The 17,980-nt window shown below is 48.1% G+C and carries 7 protein-coding genes and 1 pseudogene; 2 read left to right on the forward strand and 6 right to left on the reverse strand.

Features of this window, described 5'->3' with window-relative positions; all coding sequences use genetic code 11:
- Positions 1–3 precede the first annotated feature (3 nt).
- Positions 4–4,077, reverse strand: a complete 4,074-nt coding sequence (locus EV202_RS03660) for a hybrid sensor histidine kinase/response regulator transcription factor (RefSeq protein ID WP_131925520.1) — start codon at positions 4,075–4,077, stop codon at positions 4–6.
- A gap of 154 nt (positions 4,078–4,231) precedes the next feature.
- Positions 4,232–4,531: pseudogene (gene rhuM, locus EV202_RS15240) on the reverse strand (RhuM family protein); the annotation flags it as partial.
- A gap of 1,038 nt (positions 4,532–5,569) precedes the next feature.
- Here rhuM and EV202_RS03675 point away from each other — a divergent pair.
- Both EV202_RS03675 and EV202_RS03680 read left to right on the forward strand, forming a co-directional pair.
- Positions 5,570–8,767 carry a SusC/RagA family TonB-linked outer membrane protein gene (locus EV202_RS03675; protein ID WP_131925523.1) on the forward strand — a complete coding sequence of 1,066 codons (3,198 nt, stop codon included), beginning with the start codon at positions 5,570–5,572 and terminating at the stop codon, positions 8,765–8,767.
- Between the two features lie 33 nt (positions 8,768–8,800).
- On the forward strand, positions 8,801–10,798 hold the full coding sequence (locus EV202_RS03680) for a RagB/SusD family nutrient uptake outer membrane protein (protein ID WP_131925525.1): 1,998 nt from the start codon (positions 8,801–8,803) through the stop codon (positions 10,796–10,798).
- A gap of 636 nt (positions 10,799–11,434) precedes the next feature.
- Here the strand turns inward: EV202_RS03680 and EV202_RS03685 are convergent.
- The 4 genes from EV202_RS03685 to EV202_RS03700 form a co-directional block, all read right to left on the reverse strand.
- A complete protein-coding gene (locus EV202_RS03685) occupies positions 11,435–13,387 on the reverse strand; it encodes an alpha-glucuronidase (protein ID WP_394336171.1) in 1,953 nt (650 codons plus the stop codon).
- Positions 13,388–13,462: 75 nt separating this feature from the next.
- Positions 13,463–14,440, reverse strand: a complete 978-nt coding sequence (locus tag EV202_RS03690; RefSeq protein ID WP_106069510.1) for a glycoside hydrolase family 43 protein — start codon at positions 14,438–14,440, stop codon at positions 13,463–13,465.
- A gap of 66 nt (positions 14,441–14,506) precedes the next feature.
- Positions 14,507–16,003, reverse strand: coding sequence for an MFS transporter (locus EV202_RS03695; RefSeq protein ID WP_131925527.1), 1,497 nt, complete (start codon positions 16,001–16,003; stop codon positions 14,507–14,509).
- A 21-nt stretch (positions 16,004–16,024) separates the two neighbouring features.
- On the reverse strand, positions 16,025–17,752 hold the full coding sequence (locus EV202_RS03700) for a sialate O-acetylesterase (protein ID WP_131925529.1): 1,728 nt from the start codon (positions 17,750–17,752) through the stop codon (positions 16,025–16,027).
- Between the last annotated feature and the right edge of the window lie 228 nt (positions 17,753–17,980).

A 17,980-nucleotide genomic window follows, 5' to 3' on the forward strand; every position in this document is an offset into this window, starting at 1 on the left:
GCCTCACTCCCGTGTCTTTTCCATATAGGAGCTGGGCGACACACCGTAAAGCTCCTTGAAAACCGTAGAGAAGTAGGCGACATTCGTAAATCCCGTCAGTGTGGCAACTTCGTTGATGCTGTGCTTCTTGCCGGCCAACAGAGTTGCCGCCTGTTTCAGTCGCACGTTCCGTATCAGGTCGCGGGTAGTCTGGTTGGTCAGCTCCTTCAGCTTTCTGTGCAGATGCACGCGGCTGATACCGACGGTTTCGGCAATCATTTCCACGTTCAGCTCCGGGTTGCTTAGTTGCTCGTTGATGACTTTCATGATTCTGTTCAGCAGACGTTCGTCAGGCGACTCCAATTCGGGTGTCCGGATGTGCTTCTCCTGCTCTTGGTTGCCTTGGAAGTTATTCTTCAGTACTTCCCGGTTCTTGATAAGGTTAAAGGCGGTTTGCCGCACGATTTCAATGTTGAATGGCTTTGTGATATAAGCATCCGCCCCTATGCTGAGCCCTTCTATATTATCCTCTTCCCTATTCTTGGCGGTAAGCAGGATGACGGGGATGTGGTTGAGGTGGATGTTGCTCTTCACTTTCCGGCAAAGCGTCATGCCGTCCATTTCGGGCATCATCACATCGCTGATTATCAAGTCGGGCATTCGGTCGTGCACAAGGGCAAGTGCCTCTTTCCCGTTGGTACATTCCTGCACGTGGAAGTCAGAACCCAGTTCACGGCGGATGTAACGGCGTATCTCCTCGTCGTCCTCTGCCACTAATATGCGGTGTTTGGTCTTGGTCGGTTTACCGTCGTTCTCTTCCGGCTCGGCAGGTGCGAGAGGGGCAGCCAGCGCATCTGCGTGGTGGGTGGGTTCGGCAATGGTGTCTTCTATTTCCGACTCGCTAAGGTGCGCTTTCCCCAGTGGCAGGCGTATGATGAAGCTACATCCCGGTGTATCGCTGTTGTTCCGCACCTCTATTGTGCCGTGATGCAGTTCCACTAACGAGCGTGTCAGGTGCAGGCCGATACCCGTGCCCATGTTCGATTCATTCTGGTTGTTCTGTATCTGGTAGAAGCGATCGAAGATATGCTTCTCTTCATTCTCCTTGATGCCGATTCCGCTGTCCTTTACAACGATCTCAAAGTAGTGGCGCATGGCGGCGGAGGGTGCTTCGAGATCTTCGCCCGTGTGCAGGTCAATGTCTATGTTCCCTCCTTCGGGTGTGTACTTAAAGGCGTTGGAGAGGATGTTCATGATGACCTTGTCGAAGTTATTCGAGTCGATGAACGCCATCAGCTCCTCTACTTCGGGGCGGAAGTTCAGTTTAATGTGTTTGGCCGTGGCAAGGTGCTCGAACGTGTGATAAAGGTCTTGCACGAAACTCACAATCTCCGTTTCTCTGAAGCGGAGCTGCATCTGTCCCTTGTCTATTTTCCGCACGTCCATCAGTTGGTTCACAAGCCGTAGAATCCGTTTGGCGTTACGGTATATCAGTCCGTAGTTCCGCTGCCGCTCTTTGTCCGTGTCTGTTTCAATCAGCTTTTGCAGGGGACTGATGATGAGCGACATCGGCGTACGTATCTCGTGAGAAATGTTGATGAAGAACTGAAGTTTGGCTTCATTCAGCTGCTCAGCGTGCCGATGTTTCTGCATGGCTTGGCGTGTGCGGTAGCGTTGGCGGATTTGCAGGGCAATCAGTGCGATAATGCCCGCCGTGATGAGGAAATAGAGCATCTTGGCCCACCGTGACTCGTACCAAGGGGGCGAGATGGTGATTTTGATTTCTTTTGTCTCGGAATAGTTGTTATAGTCTTTGGCCTTCACACGGAAGAGGTATGTGCCAGGCACCAAGTCGCTGAAAGACACCCGGTTGATGCCCGGTTGCAGACTGACCCAAGCGCCGTTGTTCAGCGTGTAGGTATAGCTGATTCGTTCGGGGTTGTAGAATTCCATGGCCGAAAACTCGATACTGAACGAGTTGTCTTTGTATGAAAGCCGGAACTCTTCCGCATCGGTTACGGAGGTGGTCACGATGTCCCGGTTGCCCGATTGCATGCCGGCTCTCACGGCTTTGTCGTGTATGTAGAAGTCGACAATGCGTATTTCGGGCTTCTTGTTGATGTCGTTTATTTTATTGGGGGTGAAGTAGGTGATGCCGTTCGTTCCTCCGAAGAACAGTTCCTTGCGTGCGCTGGTGCAGACAGCACCTTTGCTGAATTCGTTCCCCTGCAATCCGTCGCCCGCATAGAAGTTGACAAAGACCTTGGTTTTGGGGTTGAAGCGCGAGATGCCGAAGTTGGTGCTTATCCACAGGTTGCCGTTGCTGTCTGCCTTGATGGCCGATATGGAGTTGCTCGGAAGCCCGTCTTCCATTGTAAATTCTTGAATGTTTCCCTGTCTTGGGTCGAGGAATTTCAGTCCCTGCGTGGTGCCTATCCATATTCCTCCGTCTGCGTCTTCAAATAGGGCGGAAACGACAATTCCCGGCAGCAAACGGTTGGTCTTGTGGGTAGAGGCAAAGTGTCCGGTGGCGATGTCGAGGCAACCCAAGCCATCGTATGTGCCTATGTAGAGTTTGTCATTCCGGGTGTGCAGCAGGCAGTTTATCCAAGCATTGTGCAGCATGTTGGCATCGGTGCGGTATTCCAGTCCGCTTTTGGGAGTAGGATAGCAGAATACCTTTTTCGTGTCGAGTTGCATGCGGAAGAGTCCGGCTCCCATGGAACCTATCCACAACTGTTTGCGGTTGTCTTCTACCATGCAGTAGATGCTTTGGGCATTTTGCCCGTTCTTGTCGGGCAGGTGCATGTAGTCGCATCGGCCGGTCAGCGGATTGAGGCGGGCGAGGCCGTCGCGGTAGGAACCTATCCATAGATTCTGGTTGGAGTCTTCGTATACGCTCATGATGGTGGGCGATACGGAGTAGGCGGTATCTGCCGTCTGCACAAAGTGTACTTTTGGGTTTCCGTCGGGATGAATGCCGTATATGCCGTCATTGTCCGTCCCCACCCAAATTGTCCCGTCGCGGCTTTGGCAAATGGACATGATGCAGCCCGAACCGATGGAGTTGTGCGTGGACGATTTATAGCCTATATACTTGAAGCCGTTCGTGATGGTAGGCAGCACCATCACGCCTTTCTGGAAGAATCCTAACCAGATGTTCCCTTGCTTGTCTTTCAGGATGGAGTGCACTTTGGCCTTGTCCGAATCGAAGGCGGAGGTAATGATGCGGCTGTCTTCGACGACCTGCCTGCTTATGTTGTAAACCTTCATGCCGTTTCCGTCCGTACCGATATAAATCTCATTGTCGCCCATGCGCGTGAGGGTCTTGACGGGAAGGGAAGAGTGTACTCCGTGGGTGATGTGTACGAACTTGTCCGCCTGTGAATCGTATCTGAACAAGCCTCTTTTGAGGCATCCTATGTAGATGTTTCCCCGGTTGTCTTCGCAGATGCACGAGGGCCACATGAAGTCCTTGCCGCTTGGATAGTTCGCGGTCTGCCCACCTTTCTTTATGCGGAACACGCCCTTGTCGTCGGTGATTACCCACAAGGTTTCGGTGCGGTCTTCGTAGAGTCCGTTGACGAAGAAAGTGGGTAGCAGGTCGGGCATTTGGCGGGCTTCTATCTTCTTTGCTTCGGGGTTCAGCAAGAAAACGCCGTGCCCCGATGTGCCGATAAGTACGTCGCCGTTCTTGCGTTCGATGATGCTGGATATGTTGGCACTCACGGTGGGACTGCTGTTGAAGTCCATGGGTACGTTGGTGAAACGTTCCGTACTGCGGTCGTAGGTTTGCACTCCCGTCAATGTTCCCACGAAGAAGTGCTGCTTTCTGTCTTCAAAAAGCACGCGGGTATAGTTGTTCTGCAAAGAGAAAGGGTTCTTTTCCTGATGCTTGTATGCCGTGAACTTGCTTCCGTCGTAGCGGTTCAGTCCGTCTTCAGTGGCCATCCATACAATGCCTTTCCGGTCTTGGTAGATGCTGTTTATCATGCTGCTCGACAGCTCCCGGTCTACGGTGAAAAGTTTCCCTTTTTGTCCGTGGCACAAGGTTGATATATACAGAAGCAGAAATAGGATGGTGACTTTGTTTCTCATGGCGCATTATATATGTCGCAAAAATAAGAAAAAGAACCGCTTTTTGGTATTTGTATTGGTGAAAAAACACTTAAAGCGGCTATTAAGACTTCATTATTAAGAAAGTTACATCCTGTGCTGTTTTGGTTGGGAGTAAAAAGTAAATCGAAAAAACTTATTCTTTCTTCAACGGATTTTGCTCTCGCTTGGAAAGTCGTTTCACCATTTTATCGAAGTCGCTTTCAAGTTGAGCCATTTTTCTTTAGCGGTAGAGATGGTAGATGGCGAACTCTCATTCGGTTTTCTCTATAGCTCCTTTGTGGAATACACAGCCTTTCCCCTCCAAATAGTTTGCGTTGCAGAGCTATGATTTGATTGTCGAAGGCGGCTATCCATCCGTCATCTTCGTCGGACGTTCCTCCAGAGCTTGGAACTCAACAAAGTCGAGGAATTACGATACGAGAAGGTTGAGCCGTTACTGTTCTTTTCCATGAGGTATTCTGTTGGGTAGTATCGTAAATCTCCGCCAACTGTCTCTGTGTGAGCCACACATCCTCATCGGCAAAGTGTATATTTACCTTTGAGGTTGTGCAGAGTTTTGGCACAACCTCCACAGCCTAAATCTTATATAAGTGGATAATTCGGTACTTATTCAGATATAGAAATTTCATTCTCGGATATGGTCATTATTCTTATTTCACCTTATCGGATGCAGGATGTTTTTCCCTATTCTATGGAGGAGACTGCTAATCGAAACTGTTAGATAATATCTATTTAGTACCTGAGTTTGGGATAAGAAGCAGGTCGACAACCTCGCACGGAGACTTGTGTTTTAAAGCCAAACTGCATTGGTTATCAGGTGTTTACTCCTGCCTTGTCGGACACTTGCGTCTGACGGCTCAAACACTTGTGTCTGTCATGTCGGAGACTTATGTCTGTCGGCTTGGACACTTGCCTCTGTCACGACAAAGGATTGCAACTGTCAAACAGGGCGAGGGCGGCCGACCTGAAAGGCTCTCTTTTGCCTGACCGCCGTAAACCGGTGTATTCAGGAAATATCCGTCCGAAAGGACGCAACCCCTCATCTTCAGCAAAAGGAACAGCCTATCACAAATTCAGGTATTTAGTAGATTTGGAAGAGAAAATAAATAAAGTATCTGATACTTATCAAACTGTTAGATTGATAGAAGGATATTTATTAAAGGTGATTATTTACGACAGAACAACCTTATATTTTATACAATGTAGGAAAATCCTTTCGGTTTTATTATTTATTCCGTAATATTTATTACTTATAGGATATATATAGAAAATAGATATGTTTTTCAGCATATATAACCAAATATTTATTTAAAATATTGCTTTATATAAAAATATTTTCTTTATTTGTGCGAACAATATTAAACTACTCGCAAATTTTCTTGCATATTTTAGCTATAATACAATTCTATTAGCGAATAGGATTCTTACCTATATTACAAACATTTTAATCTTAACACAAAAGACAAGAAGTATGAAAAATGCAACAGAATGTAGCTTTAAAAGAATGAGTTTGTGGGTTTTTCTTCTGCTTACAGCATCTTCCCTATTAGGACAAACCCTCATCACCGTAAAAGGAACAGTAACCGACGCACAAGGTGAAATACTGATCGGTGTAACCGTCTTGGTGCAAGGTACCCAAAATGGGACTGTAACCAATGCCGATGGGCATTATACTATACAGAATGTTCCGATAAACAGTATCTTGGATTTCTCTTACGTAGGTATGCGGATGCAATCTGTTGAGGTAAATCGTAACTCCGTGATTAACGTGATCTTGAAAGAAGATAGTGAAATGCTTGAGAATGTGGTAGTGATAGGTTATGGAGAACAAAAGCGTGATCAAGTGGTAAGCTCTATCTCAGCCATTGAAGGAAAAAGATTAGAGTTACCAGCACGAAACCTGACCAACAATATAGCAGGACGTATTCCGGGTCTATTGGCCATCCAACGTTCGGGTGAGCCTGGGTATGACAATGCCGAAATATGGATTCGTGGAATCAGTTCATTTTCGGGAGGTACCGGAGCCTTAGTTTTAGTCGACGGTGTACCTCGCCACATTCAGGACATCAGTCCTGAAGAAATAGAATCATTCACTATTCTCAAAGATGCTTCGGCTACTGCTGTATATGGTGCGGAAGGAGCTAATGGCGTAATTCTGATAACCTCTAAACGTGGAAAAATACAAAAGACAAATATCGAACTTCGAGCCGATTGTTTCGTAAATCAGCCTACTCGTGTAGTGGAATTTGTTGACTCTAAAGACTGGCTTACTTTATACAACGAAGCGGCATGGAACACAGCCGGAAATCCCGATAAGAGATTTTGGAATATAGCAGGTAATTATGCTCCTCCTTACTCGGATGAGATAATCAACCGTTACATCACCAATGCCGATCCCGATATCTACCCAAATACACGATGGATGGATTTGTTGAAACCTGTGGCACTGAATCAGCGGTTGGCACTGAACTTCAGAGGAGGGGGCGAAAAAGTACGTTTTTTCGTAGCAGCTTCTTTCTTCAACGAAGAAGGGTTATTCAAATCGAAGCCTACGAGTGACGTAACCGAGTTTGAGAAAAAAGACCAATACAACGTGAATATCGGATTGCAGCGATACAATCTGCGTACTAATATAGACTTCGATATAGCCAAATGGACTAAGTTGCGTGTGGATTTGAGCGGACAGTACCTTACCACCAACTATCCCGGAACCTCGACAAAAGACATTTTCAATGCCATGATGCGTAGTGCTCCTCACCTTATTCCGATGTTATACTCCAATGGTTATCCGTCCAGATATAGCGCAACGGGAGGTTTTGAAAATCCTTACACACTGCTGAACTTCAAAGGCTATACACGCGAATATCGGGTAGGACTGCAAACCAATGTAGGTATAGAACAGCGTCTTAATTTCATTACGCCGGGACTTTATATAAAGGGGAATGTAAGTTTTGATGCCGACTTCATTGCCCGAATAAGCCGTGCCCGTAAGCCCAACGAATTCTATCAATCCGGTCGAGACGATGATGGTAATCTGCTGCTGAAAAAAGTGGTAAATGGACAGAGTACAGCCACAGAAGCTAAAGACGGTAGCTTTAACGGAGGAAACAAGCGCATTTATTTGGAGGCCTCTTTGAACTATAATCGAACTTTCGCCAAACGCCACGCCGTGAACGCTCTATTGCTTTATATGCAAAAAGAAAGCCAGATACAAGGTAACCCTTATCCGTACAAGAAACAAAGTTTTGTGGGACGTGCCGGCTACGCTTTTGACAACAAGTACTATATTAACCTGAGCTTCGGCTTTACGGGTAGCGAGAATTTTGCTCCTAATCACCGGTATGGTTTCTTTCCCGCCATGGGGCTAGGTTATCAACTTACTAACGAAAGAAAGATCGGACCTTGGCTCAGAAAACAAGGAGTCAGCAACCTGAAACTCAGACTATCGTATGGTCTAACGGGTAATGATCAAGTGGCATCCAGTCGTTTCCCTTACAAAGAGAGCCTCACGTGGTCTAATGAGAGAGTTTTTCTGGGTATGTCTTCTGCTGGTGGTCTCAATCAGTCCGAACGTCTGATTTACGAGAAACAGGCCTACAATCCACAGATTCGTTGGGAAATAGAGGAGAAGCGAAATATTGGTCTGGATATTGGACTTTTAGACGATGCATTCAGCTTGACACTTGAATACTTTAATAATCTTAGACACGACATTTTACTGCAACGCAATACCGTAAGTCAGGTTTCAGGGTTAATAAATAATCCATTCCAGAATTTTGGAAAAGTGAGAAACTATGGATTTGAAAGCAGTCTTAACTTCTCGAAAACATGGCAGAAATGGCAAATCGGGGCTATGGGTACTTTTACTTTCGCACGCAACAAGATAATAGAGATGGATGAAGTGCCAAGGAAATATGCCTACCAGATGACTACAGGAAGTAAAATTGGTCAGATAGATGCATGGGTTGCCGAACGATTATATATCGACAATGATTTTGACATCACCGAAAATCCTGTTACCGGCGTAAAGACCTACACCCTTAAGGATGGAATTCCCGTATCCAAATATGGAGCTGTATATCCCGGTAACATCAAGTATGTTGATATGAATAATGATGGTATAATCGACGAATTCGACTGGGTCAGAACCCCCAAAGGCACATTTCCTGAGAAACCTGAAATTGTTTATGGTTTCGGATTTTCGGCCAGCTATGGCGGAGTGTACTTAAGCACCTTTTTCCAAGGTATGGCAAACAGAAGTGTGTATCTGCAACCATCTGAGATGTTGCCGTTCTTAGGGCAGGAGCCACTCACAACCTCTGTAAAACAATTTGCGCTCAGCCGATGGCAAAGCGACAATCCGAGCCAGCAAGTCGTATTACCTCGCCTGATGTTGGGCAATATGAGTGAAAACGACAATCGAAGAAGCACTTGGTGGCTAAGAGATGGTAGTTTCCTAAGATTTAAGAATCTGGAAGTGGGATATCGTTTCAACCGAAGTTTTCTTGAGCGTATTGGAATGAGGGCATTGCGTATATATCTTTTGTGTCAAAATATCTGCACTTGGGATCATATCAAATATTGGGATCCCGAAATGGGTAATTCTTCTTCTGGAATGGGATATCCCATACAACGTTCATTCAATCTCGGGGTGGACATCACTTTTTAGAAGCTCACGTTTAATAAATAATAGAAAAACAAGATGAAAAAGCATATTCATTTATCATTTATATTATCCATTCTACTTATTTGTAACCTGCTATCATGCAGCTACTTGGATATACAAGACGATTTCTCATCGTCGGACACCAAAGCCTTTGTATTGACCGATAATCCCGGACAGATACGCCGCTTTCAGCGTAATATTTATAAAGCCATGCCTGACTATTCAGCCTATACCTCTGCCAGTCCCAATGGTATGCAAAATCCTTGGGTGGCATTATCTGATGAAATGTGCACCAACCTGAACGGTAATCTAAAAACGACTCCCGTTTCGGGATATACCTCGGCATCCGGTAACTTCCACCGTTGGAAAGCATTGTATCAAGTAATCCGGCAAGCCACTATTTACATAGACTCCGCACGGGTAGTGGGTCGGTTGGGAGAAGCTGATTTTATCAGCGAAACCGAAATGAAGCAACTCAAAGCCGAGGCTTACTTTTTTCGTGCCTATTCACATTATCTACTTTTAGAACAATACGGCCCTATTCCAATAATGAAAACGGAAGCTGACCCGTCAGACCCTGATGCTGATTATGCCCGAAATACAGTTGATGAGGTGGTTGATGCCATCGAAGAAGATATCAAATTGTCTATGGAGGGGTTAGATGATACTCGCCTTTCAGATGCCTATCCCAGTGGATTCGAAGAGAATCGGTTGGCTATCCCGACCAAGGGTGTGGCGTTGGCACTGAAAGCCAAAGTACGGGTTTTAGCCGCCTCTCCATTATTAAATGGGAAATACACTGAGGCATTGACTCTTACCAATAAAGACGGCAAAAAATTATTCCCTGCATATGATGCAAAAAAATGGGAGAAGGCTAAGGAAGCTCTTGAGGAGTTACTGCATTATGCAGAACAAGGGAATTACACATTATACAAAAGTGAGAACAATGATCCGCATTTGAATGTGTACGAACTCTTTCAACACTACAACAAAGAGATTATTTGGGCCAATCCTAACCAATCATGGAAAGATGTGGAGATAGCGCAAACACCTAGGGATATACAAGTTACCGGTGGTAACAGTAATGGGGGATACATGGGAGTGACACAAGAGATGGTAGATGCCTTTTTTATGGACAATGGTCTGAAAATAAGCGATAAAGACTCCGGTTATAGAACAGATGGTAAAACCGAGGTGAAAAATCCAGCTACCACTTTTAAGAAAAAAGGCAAAACTATCGTACTGACCGATAAAGATATTTCTAATATGTACGCGCATCGTGAACCGCGTTTTTATGCTGCAATAACTTATCAGGGAAAGAGCTGGCACGATGTGGTATCGAACACCAAACTGCAAGGAAATACCCCCGAAAGTTCCAAAGCCACACGGGTATATTTCTCTAAAGACATTGAATCGTCTTCCAATCCGCTTCCCGGATATGGTGGGATAGCTGGTTGCCATAATCAGGCCGGCAACTATCCTTCTACCGGATATCTGTGCTATAAATTTTGTAACCGCAATGTACATCCCACTTTACCCAATGGTAGAAGATTCGTGTATAGACCCTCCATTATTTTCAGATTGGCCGATTTTTATCTACTATATGCCGAAGTGTTGAACGAAATAGACCCCAAGCATCCGAAAATAGCGGAATACCTTGATCTTGTGCGCGAACGGGCAGGCATTCCCGGCTATCAGAAATTGCAAGAGGAAGGGAAGAAAATCGGTATTATCGGCAATCAGGAGGCTATGCGTCAGGCTATCCGAGATGAAAGACAGGTAGAATTGTTTGCTGAGGGGTATCGTTATTTCGATGTGCGCCGCTGGATGATTGCCGACAAAAATGAAGGTAGACAAGGAGGTGAATTTCATGGCATGAATATGAATGGAAACGAGCAAGACGGCTCATTCTACACTCTTATTCCTTATAATATATTGCCGAGAAAGTTTAGTACCAACATGTATCTTTACCCTATTCCTTTCAATCAGACAAGCATTAGTAATCTATTGGTACAAAACCCGGGATGGAATTAAAAAAGGATTATTCCATCAAATCTTTTTTGCCCGCCGTTGACATTTCAATCCTTAACGGCGGGCAGATTGTTTGATTTTCTCAACCTACGTATCAAGGTTTCTGAAGAATCATCGAAATCTGCAGATGGAATACAGAAAATCAAGTAAACGGAAAGGGAAATATCCCTTACTGCGATGTTGTTCCGACTTTCTCCGACTTGGAGGTAGTGGGATTTTTCGTCACGGTAGAAGAGGCATTTAGTATTGACTCCAAGCCAGTGAAAGTATACCGGAATGCTCGTGCAAACCGGTGCACCATGGGCAGCAATATAAGTTTGTGGGACTGTGTGATTGCTGTATGGATAAATCCTTCTTTGTTAAGATTATTCTAATCATTCCTTTTTACCTTTTTATCTCTCTCAGAACACCTTCCTGCATGGGTGCTTGTTCCTCACCGAGAAACGATGCGTTCCTCACCGAGGAACACCCTCTTCCTCACCGAGGAACGAGGTCTTTCTCGGTGTGGAAGAAAAGGCTGAGAATGTTCTTTCGGTTTGATGTAAAAATAAATTCTCCATCGGGCAGCTGTGGGAGAACAGCCGCCCGATGGAGAAAATGTGAAAAACGGCAGACTTGTGCCGGACTGTGCTTGTGCCCTTATCGGTTGCGATTCAGCAGTTCGCTGTCGGGGCACTCGAAGTTGCTGATGGGCAGTGCAACCTTCTTCAGCTCGTCCAACTCGTGTATGGGGCGTTCTATGCCGTAGGGAATGGGAAGCTTTGAGAATTCCTGAAAATAGAGCAGGCAGGCGTCTTTCCACCAAACGGCATCGCGGAGCTGCGTTTTCAGTCGCGACTGCACGTCCCGAAAACGTTCGGCATCTATCAAACTCTCAACTCTGTCCCACGTCTTCTGGAACTCCCTGACTTGCTGCACGCCGCTGTCGTAGCGGTGGCAAAGCTCGTCCCACAGGGTGCGACCGCTCTTCATGCGGTGGTTCCACGGGAGGTGATGGAACCAAAGCAGATAGGGTTCGGGACAGGTGGCAGGGTCGTCGTACAGTCGGCAAAGCGAGTCGGGATATTGGGCGGTGGCGTCACTGCCTGTGCGGCTACGGTCGAAACCAATGCCGTTGCCGTCGGCTCTGTGATAATAAGAGGGCATCCAGTCGGGGCGTGCGCCGGGCACGTCGCACCACGGTTCAGGGCCGTAATGATGTCCCCAAGCGAAAATGTGGTGCAGACCCAGCGGCATCATATAGTCCACTGCCGCTTCATGGCTGCGGAGCATAAGCCGGCCGATGGGTTCCACGAACTCTTTTTCCTTGCTGAAAGTCTGTCGCAGCCACTCGTCGGCTATGGCCTCGGACGAGAGCGACGGGTTCCATGCAAGACGCCCGAAGGCGTACCAGTTGGCTTGCGCAAAGGGATGGCCGCACCAGTTGGCATCGCTGCCGATGTTGGAAACGCCGGCAACGGCTTTCAGCGTAGAGGGCGGCACAAGGCCGAAGAACTCTTTCCACATGGGTGCCAGATAGACGAGGTGGTTGGAATGCCCCAGATACTCTTGGGTGATTTGGAACTCTACCATCAGCGGAGTATGCCGCATGGTGCCGAACAGAGGGCTGTAAGGTTCGCGAGGCTGAAAGTCCACCGGGCCGTTCTTTACCTGTACGATGACGTTCGGGCGAAACTGTCCGTCTAAAGGCTTGAATTCAAGATAGGCTTGCTTGGCACGGTCGGCATCCGAGGGGCTGTAGACGAAAGCGCGCCACATGACGATGCCTTTATGAGGCTTCAGCGCATCGGCCAGCATGTTGGCGCCATCGGCATGCGTGCGTCCGAAGTCGCATGGGCCGGGCTGTCCTTCGCTGTTGGCTTTCACCAGAAAACCTCCGAAGTCGGGGATGAGGCCGTAGATTTCGCCGGCTTTCTTTTTCCACCAACGAATCACACGCTTGTCCAGCGGATCGGCAGTAGGCAGGCTGTCGAGAACCATCGGGCTGGCGAAGTTGACCGAGAGATAAACACGTATGCCGTAAGGACGAAAAACATCGGCCAACGTCTTTACCTTGCTCAGGTATTCGGCAGAGAGAATTTCGGGCGAGGCGTTTACGTTGTTCAGCACCGTGCCGTTGATGCCTATGGAGGCGTTGGCACGGGCGTAGTCCTTATAGCTCTCGGAAAGCGTGTGGGGAAGCTTTTCCCAATCCCAAAGCGATTCTCCGGCATATCCCCGTTCTACGGTGCGGTCTGTGTTGTCCCAATGGTTGAGGATGCGGAGCGTGTAGGCGGGGTTCTCTGTGGTGGAGGCGATGGCTTGCCCGCTTTCTTGCAGGCGCAGCAGGTGATAGGCGGCATAGAGCAGGCCGGTTCCGGTAGGCGAGATGACCCGTATATTGCCTTCGCTGCACACGATTTTGAAGCCATCGGCGGCCAGTGCCTTGTCTTTCTCGATGGCGAGGATGACAGGGTTCCCTCTCCACGATTGCCGCAACTCCTCGGCGGCTATGTTCAGTGTGGCGGATGCATGCCGGGACAATACTTCGACCGATGCACCGGCTCTTCCGCTCTGCCGTAACCACAAACGGCTGCCATTCTCGGCAGCCATTTGGTTAATGAAGAACAGAGCGATACAAATCAGCAGATAGAATCGATGTTTCATACGATATATATAACTTGTGGTTTATTCTCCTCCTCCGTCGATGGTTATGATTTTTCCTTCCGAATCATATTCCAGTTCGCATACCTTCAGGCTGCGGAGCCATGTCCGGCCGTTGGACGGCACGCAGTCGTGGTGGAAGAGGTACCACTTCCCTTTGTATTCGGCAATGGCGTGGTGTGTGGTCCAGCCCACCACGGGGGTGAGGATGACTCCTTGGTAGGTGAAAGGCCCGTAAGGATTGTCGCCTATGGCATAGCACAGGCGGTGCGTGTCGCCGGTGGAGTAGGAGAAATAATACTTGCCGTTGTATTTGTGCACCCAGCTGGCCTCGAAGAAGCGGCGTTCGTTGTCGCCGGCTGTCAGCGGTGTACCGTTCTCATCCAGAATCACCACGGGTCTCGGCTCTTCGGCAAATTGCAACATGTCGTCGCTCAGCTTCACCACCCGTCCCGGCAGGGCAGGCTCATCGCCCGTTGGCAGTACGGCACTTTCCAGTGCTTTGTTGTCGCGGTAGCGTTGCAGTTGCCCGCCCCACAATCCGCCAAAGTACATGTAGTAGCAACCGTCGCCGTCGTCCAGAATGGCGGGGTCTATGCTGTAACTTCCTTTTATCGGATCGGGCTGCGGGATGAAAGGCCCTTCGGGCGAGTCGCTGATGGCCACACCGATACGGAAAATATCGTTCTTGTCTTTCAACGGGAAGTACATGTAGTATTTACCGTTCTTAAAGGCCACGTCGCTGTCCCATAGCTGACGCCCTGCCCAAGGGATGTCTTCAGTGGCAAGCACCACTCCGTGGTCTTTGATTTCGCCGTGCATCACGTCGTCGGTAGAAAAGACGTGGTAGTCCTTCATATTGAAGTGGTCGCCGTTGTCGTTTTCGGGGATGCCGCTCTCCCAATCGTGGCTGGGGTAGATGTACACTCTGCCGTTGAAGACATGCACTGCCGGGTCTGCCATGTAGTCTCCGGGTACTAAGTATCTCATTTCTTTCTTCATATTGTTATTTTTTAGCGTTGTTTTATGGTAAGCACGAATTGTTTGCAGTGCTCTGTTCTTTTCTTTTTAATAATCGTTTCTCATTCTTCGCTCCGTCAGTTCGGCCTGCATCCGCTCATTATAGGTTTTGGTGATGGGGTAGAAGCAGAGGGTAATGACTCCGACGGCAAATGTGGCTGCCGGTATCAGACTTGACGAAAGCACGATGCCATGAATGGCCGACTCTGTCTGTGCCGTTCCGGCTCCGCTGACATATCCGAAACCGGAGAGCAGGAATCCCAGAATAGCCCCGCCGATGCCAAGGCCCGCTTTCAGGGCAAATACCACTCCGGCAAAGACAAATCCCGTGGCACGACGGTAGTTCACGTATTCCGAGTGGTCTGCCACATCGGCAATCATGGCCCATAGCAATGGCACTGTCGGGGCGTAGGCAAGGCTCTTCAGGAAGTTCAGGAAGAACATCGTTTCTATATCCGTTTCGTTGGGGAAGTAGAACATGGCGGTGAAGGCGGCCGTCAAAGCCAGACAGATGATGAATACACGCTTCTTTCCGTAGCGGTTGGCAAGGAATTCAGAGAGCAGGATCACGCCGAAGAACTGAACCAATGCGCCCAGCATGTTGAATACACCGAAGCCTACTTCGTATGCCTTGTCCGGACTGCTCACTATCAGACCGAATGCGTTGAGCAGGCTATATCCAAGACCTGTGCCGGCCTGTGTGGTGACCAATCCCAGTTTGTCGAGGAAAGAGTACAGGGCATCGGCATCCACATAATTCTCAAAATAGTAGTTCATGGCACTTCCCCACATGGCCAACGTGGTGAAGAGGAACAGAGTGAGGATGAACATGGCACGCCAGGGAATGCTGCGGAATACATCCTTGATATCTTTCACGGTATCTGTCTTCTGTCCGGAGGGTGGTGTGATGCGTTCGCGTGCGGAGAAGAAGGTGATGATAAAAAATACGAAGCCTATGATGGCAAACAGCGAAATGGTGCACAGCCAACCATGACCCTTGTCGCCTTCCGGACCGGCAAACTTGCTGACGAGAGGCAACGTAAGTCCTTGTACCACAAACTGCGCGATGGTGGCGGCCACAAAACGAATGCTGGTGATGCTGTTGCGCTCTTTGATGTCGCTGGTCATCACACCGCCCAATGAGGCGTAAGGTGTGTTGTTGAACGAATAAAGCGTCATCAGCAGGGTGTATGAGATGGTGGCGTACACGGCGACCAATCCTTTGTCTTCAATGCCGGGATTGTAGAAAGCCAGTACATAGAATACCATGAAGGGCAAGGCTGTCCATAACACCCACGGGCGATATTTACCCCAACGGGTTTGGGTCCTATCGGACAGAAGTCCCACGGTAGGGTCTACAAAAGCATCTACTATGCGGGCTATCAGCATGACGCTGCCGGCAACTGCACCTTCCAGACCGAATACGTCCGTGTAGAACTTGGTTTGATAAATCATCATCATCTGGAACACTAAGTTCGCGGAGCAATCGCCGAGACTGTAACCTATTTTCTCGGCCATCAATACTTTTTGGTTCATGTTATTCATGGTATCTTAATCTGTTGGGGGTTAATTGTTCTTGTTTTTATTTCTGCTTTTACTTGGTGATTTGGGCACGGCCGATTGCGATACGGCATCCGCCACACGTTGTCCCAGTGTCTTTTTGTCTAACGGATGGATGTCGTTCCACTCTCCGAGGTCACTGTTCTTTATCAAGTAGGCATTCGAGTTGGTTCGGGCTGTCTCGGCCTGTACCTGCCGCATTTCCGCCCATGCTTTGCGTCCGTTCATGTTTTCTTTGGCAAGGAAGTCTGCCAGTTCCACGATATAAAAAGGTAGCTTCTCCGATTGGAAAGCGCTTCGCCAGTCGGCTATCATGGCAGTCAGCAGGGATTGATATTCGTTGCGTCGTGACACATTGGATTCTCCCTGATACCACACCACGCCCCGTATGCCGTAGTTCTTGAGCGGTGCAATCATGGCGTTGTACAAGCATACGGGCTTGTAACAGAAGAACATCATATCCGGAGCGTTAGTCATGGGAGCGCCGAGGTGGTACTTCCAGGTTGTTTGGAGGTTAAGCTCTTTGGCAGGTTGGCCGTTTGCGGTCCGGTAAATAATCTTATAGGGTTTTTCTTTGACAAAGCTTGGTTGTCCGCCATTGCTGATGAGGCGAACCGTGATGTTGTTTTTTCCGGCTTTGAGCACGCCTGCCGGCACTTTGTAGATACGCGGCGGATATTGATAGGTGGTATTGCCCACAAAAACTCCGTTCACATATACCGAGTCGGCATCTACCATGCAGCCCAATCGCAGGGTGGCTTCGCTGTTTGGCATGATGTCGGGGAAGCTGACCTCCTGGCGGAACCAGTGCGAACCGCCAATCGGATTCAAACCGTTGTTTCCCCAATCGGAAGCGAACATGTCGACTTCTCGCCATGCGCTGTCGTCGTAGTCTTTGGCATACCACGGTGTGGCTTCGTGCAGTCCGGCGTCTCCGCGATACAATGCCTCGTTCCAGCGACGGAAGTTTTCACTTTCCAGCTGTTTGATGTGCGCGCAGTAGCTGTCGTCCTCATAACGCCGTTTATCATTGATGTATAAAGGAAATTCTTTCAAGCCCTCTTCGCTGACCCAAGCTTCCACAGGTGTCCCGCCCCAACTGGCATTGATAAGTCCTATGGGAGTGCCCGTCTTTTCGTACAAGGCTTTGGCAAAGAAATAGGCCAATGCGGAGAACTCCATCACATTCTCTTGGTTCAGCTTCTTCCAAGCGGCATGCGGCATCTCGTCTTGCGGAGCATGGAAATCGTACACTTTCGGTACAATGAGGTGGCGTATCTTTTCATTGTCGTAGCTTGCTATCTCGTCAGCAAACATGTCCGTAACCCTTCTGACAGGCAATTCCATATTCGATTGTCCGGAGCACAACCATACGTCTCCTATCAGGATGTCTTTTATTTCCGTGTCATTGATATGCAAGGTGTAGGGGCCTCCGGCTTTCAGGGGGGGGAGTTCGATGCTCCATTGTCCGTCGGTGTTTGTTGTGGCGGTGTAGGTGTCTTTCAGTTTCTTTCCTTTCATGGAGAGCGGAAGTGCGGTTTTGCCGAAGTTTACTCGGACGCTCTCTCCGGCATCGGCTTTTCCCCATATCTTGACGGGCTGTTCGCGTTGCAACACCATTCCGTCTGAAATTAAGGCAGGCAGCTTCACTTTTGCTTCCGCCATCACGGCGCTACAAAAATAAAGCAGCACTGCCATTCCTAACCTAACTTTATTATAACCACTAAACATCATCTCTTAATTTTTTTTTGATTCTGGATTGATTTTGATTCCGTTTGCCGCAGGCTATGCTTTTAAATTTAAATGAATATTGAATGTTGCTCATCGCAGAATAACTCATTCGTATAGTCTGCATGAATTCATTGCATTGATTTAAGAAATAATTTCTTCCGGATGCAAAGATAATGTCCTGTAAATAAAGGAAACCACAAATATGTTGCACAAAACTTTATTCAGGTAACA

The sequence above is a fragment of the Prevotella heparinolytica genome, assembly GCF_004342845.1.
Classification (GTDB): domain Bacteria; phylum Bacteroidota; class Bacteroidia; order Bacteroidales; family Bacteroidaceae; genus Bacteroides; species Bacteroides heparinolyticus.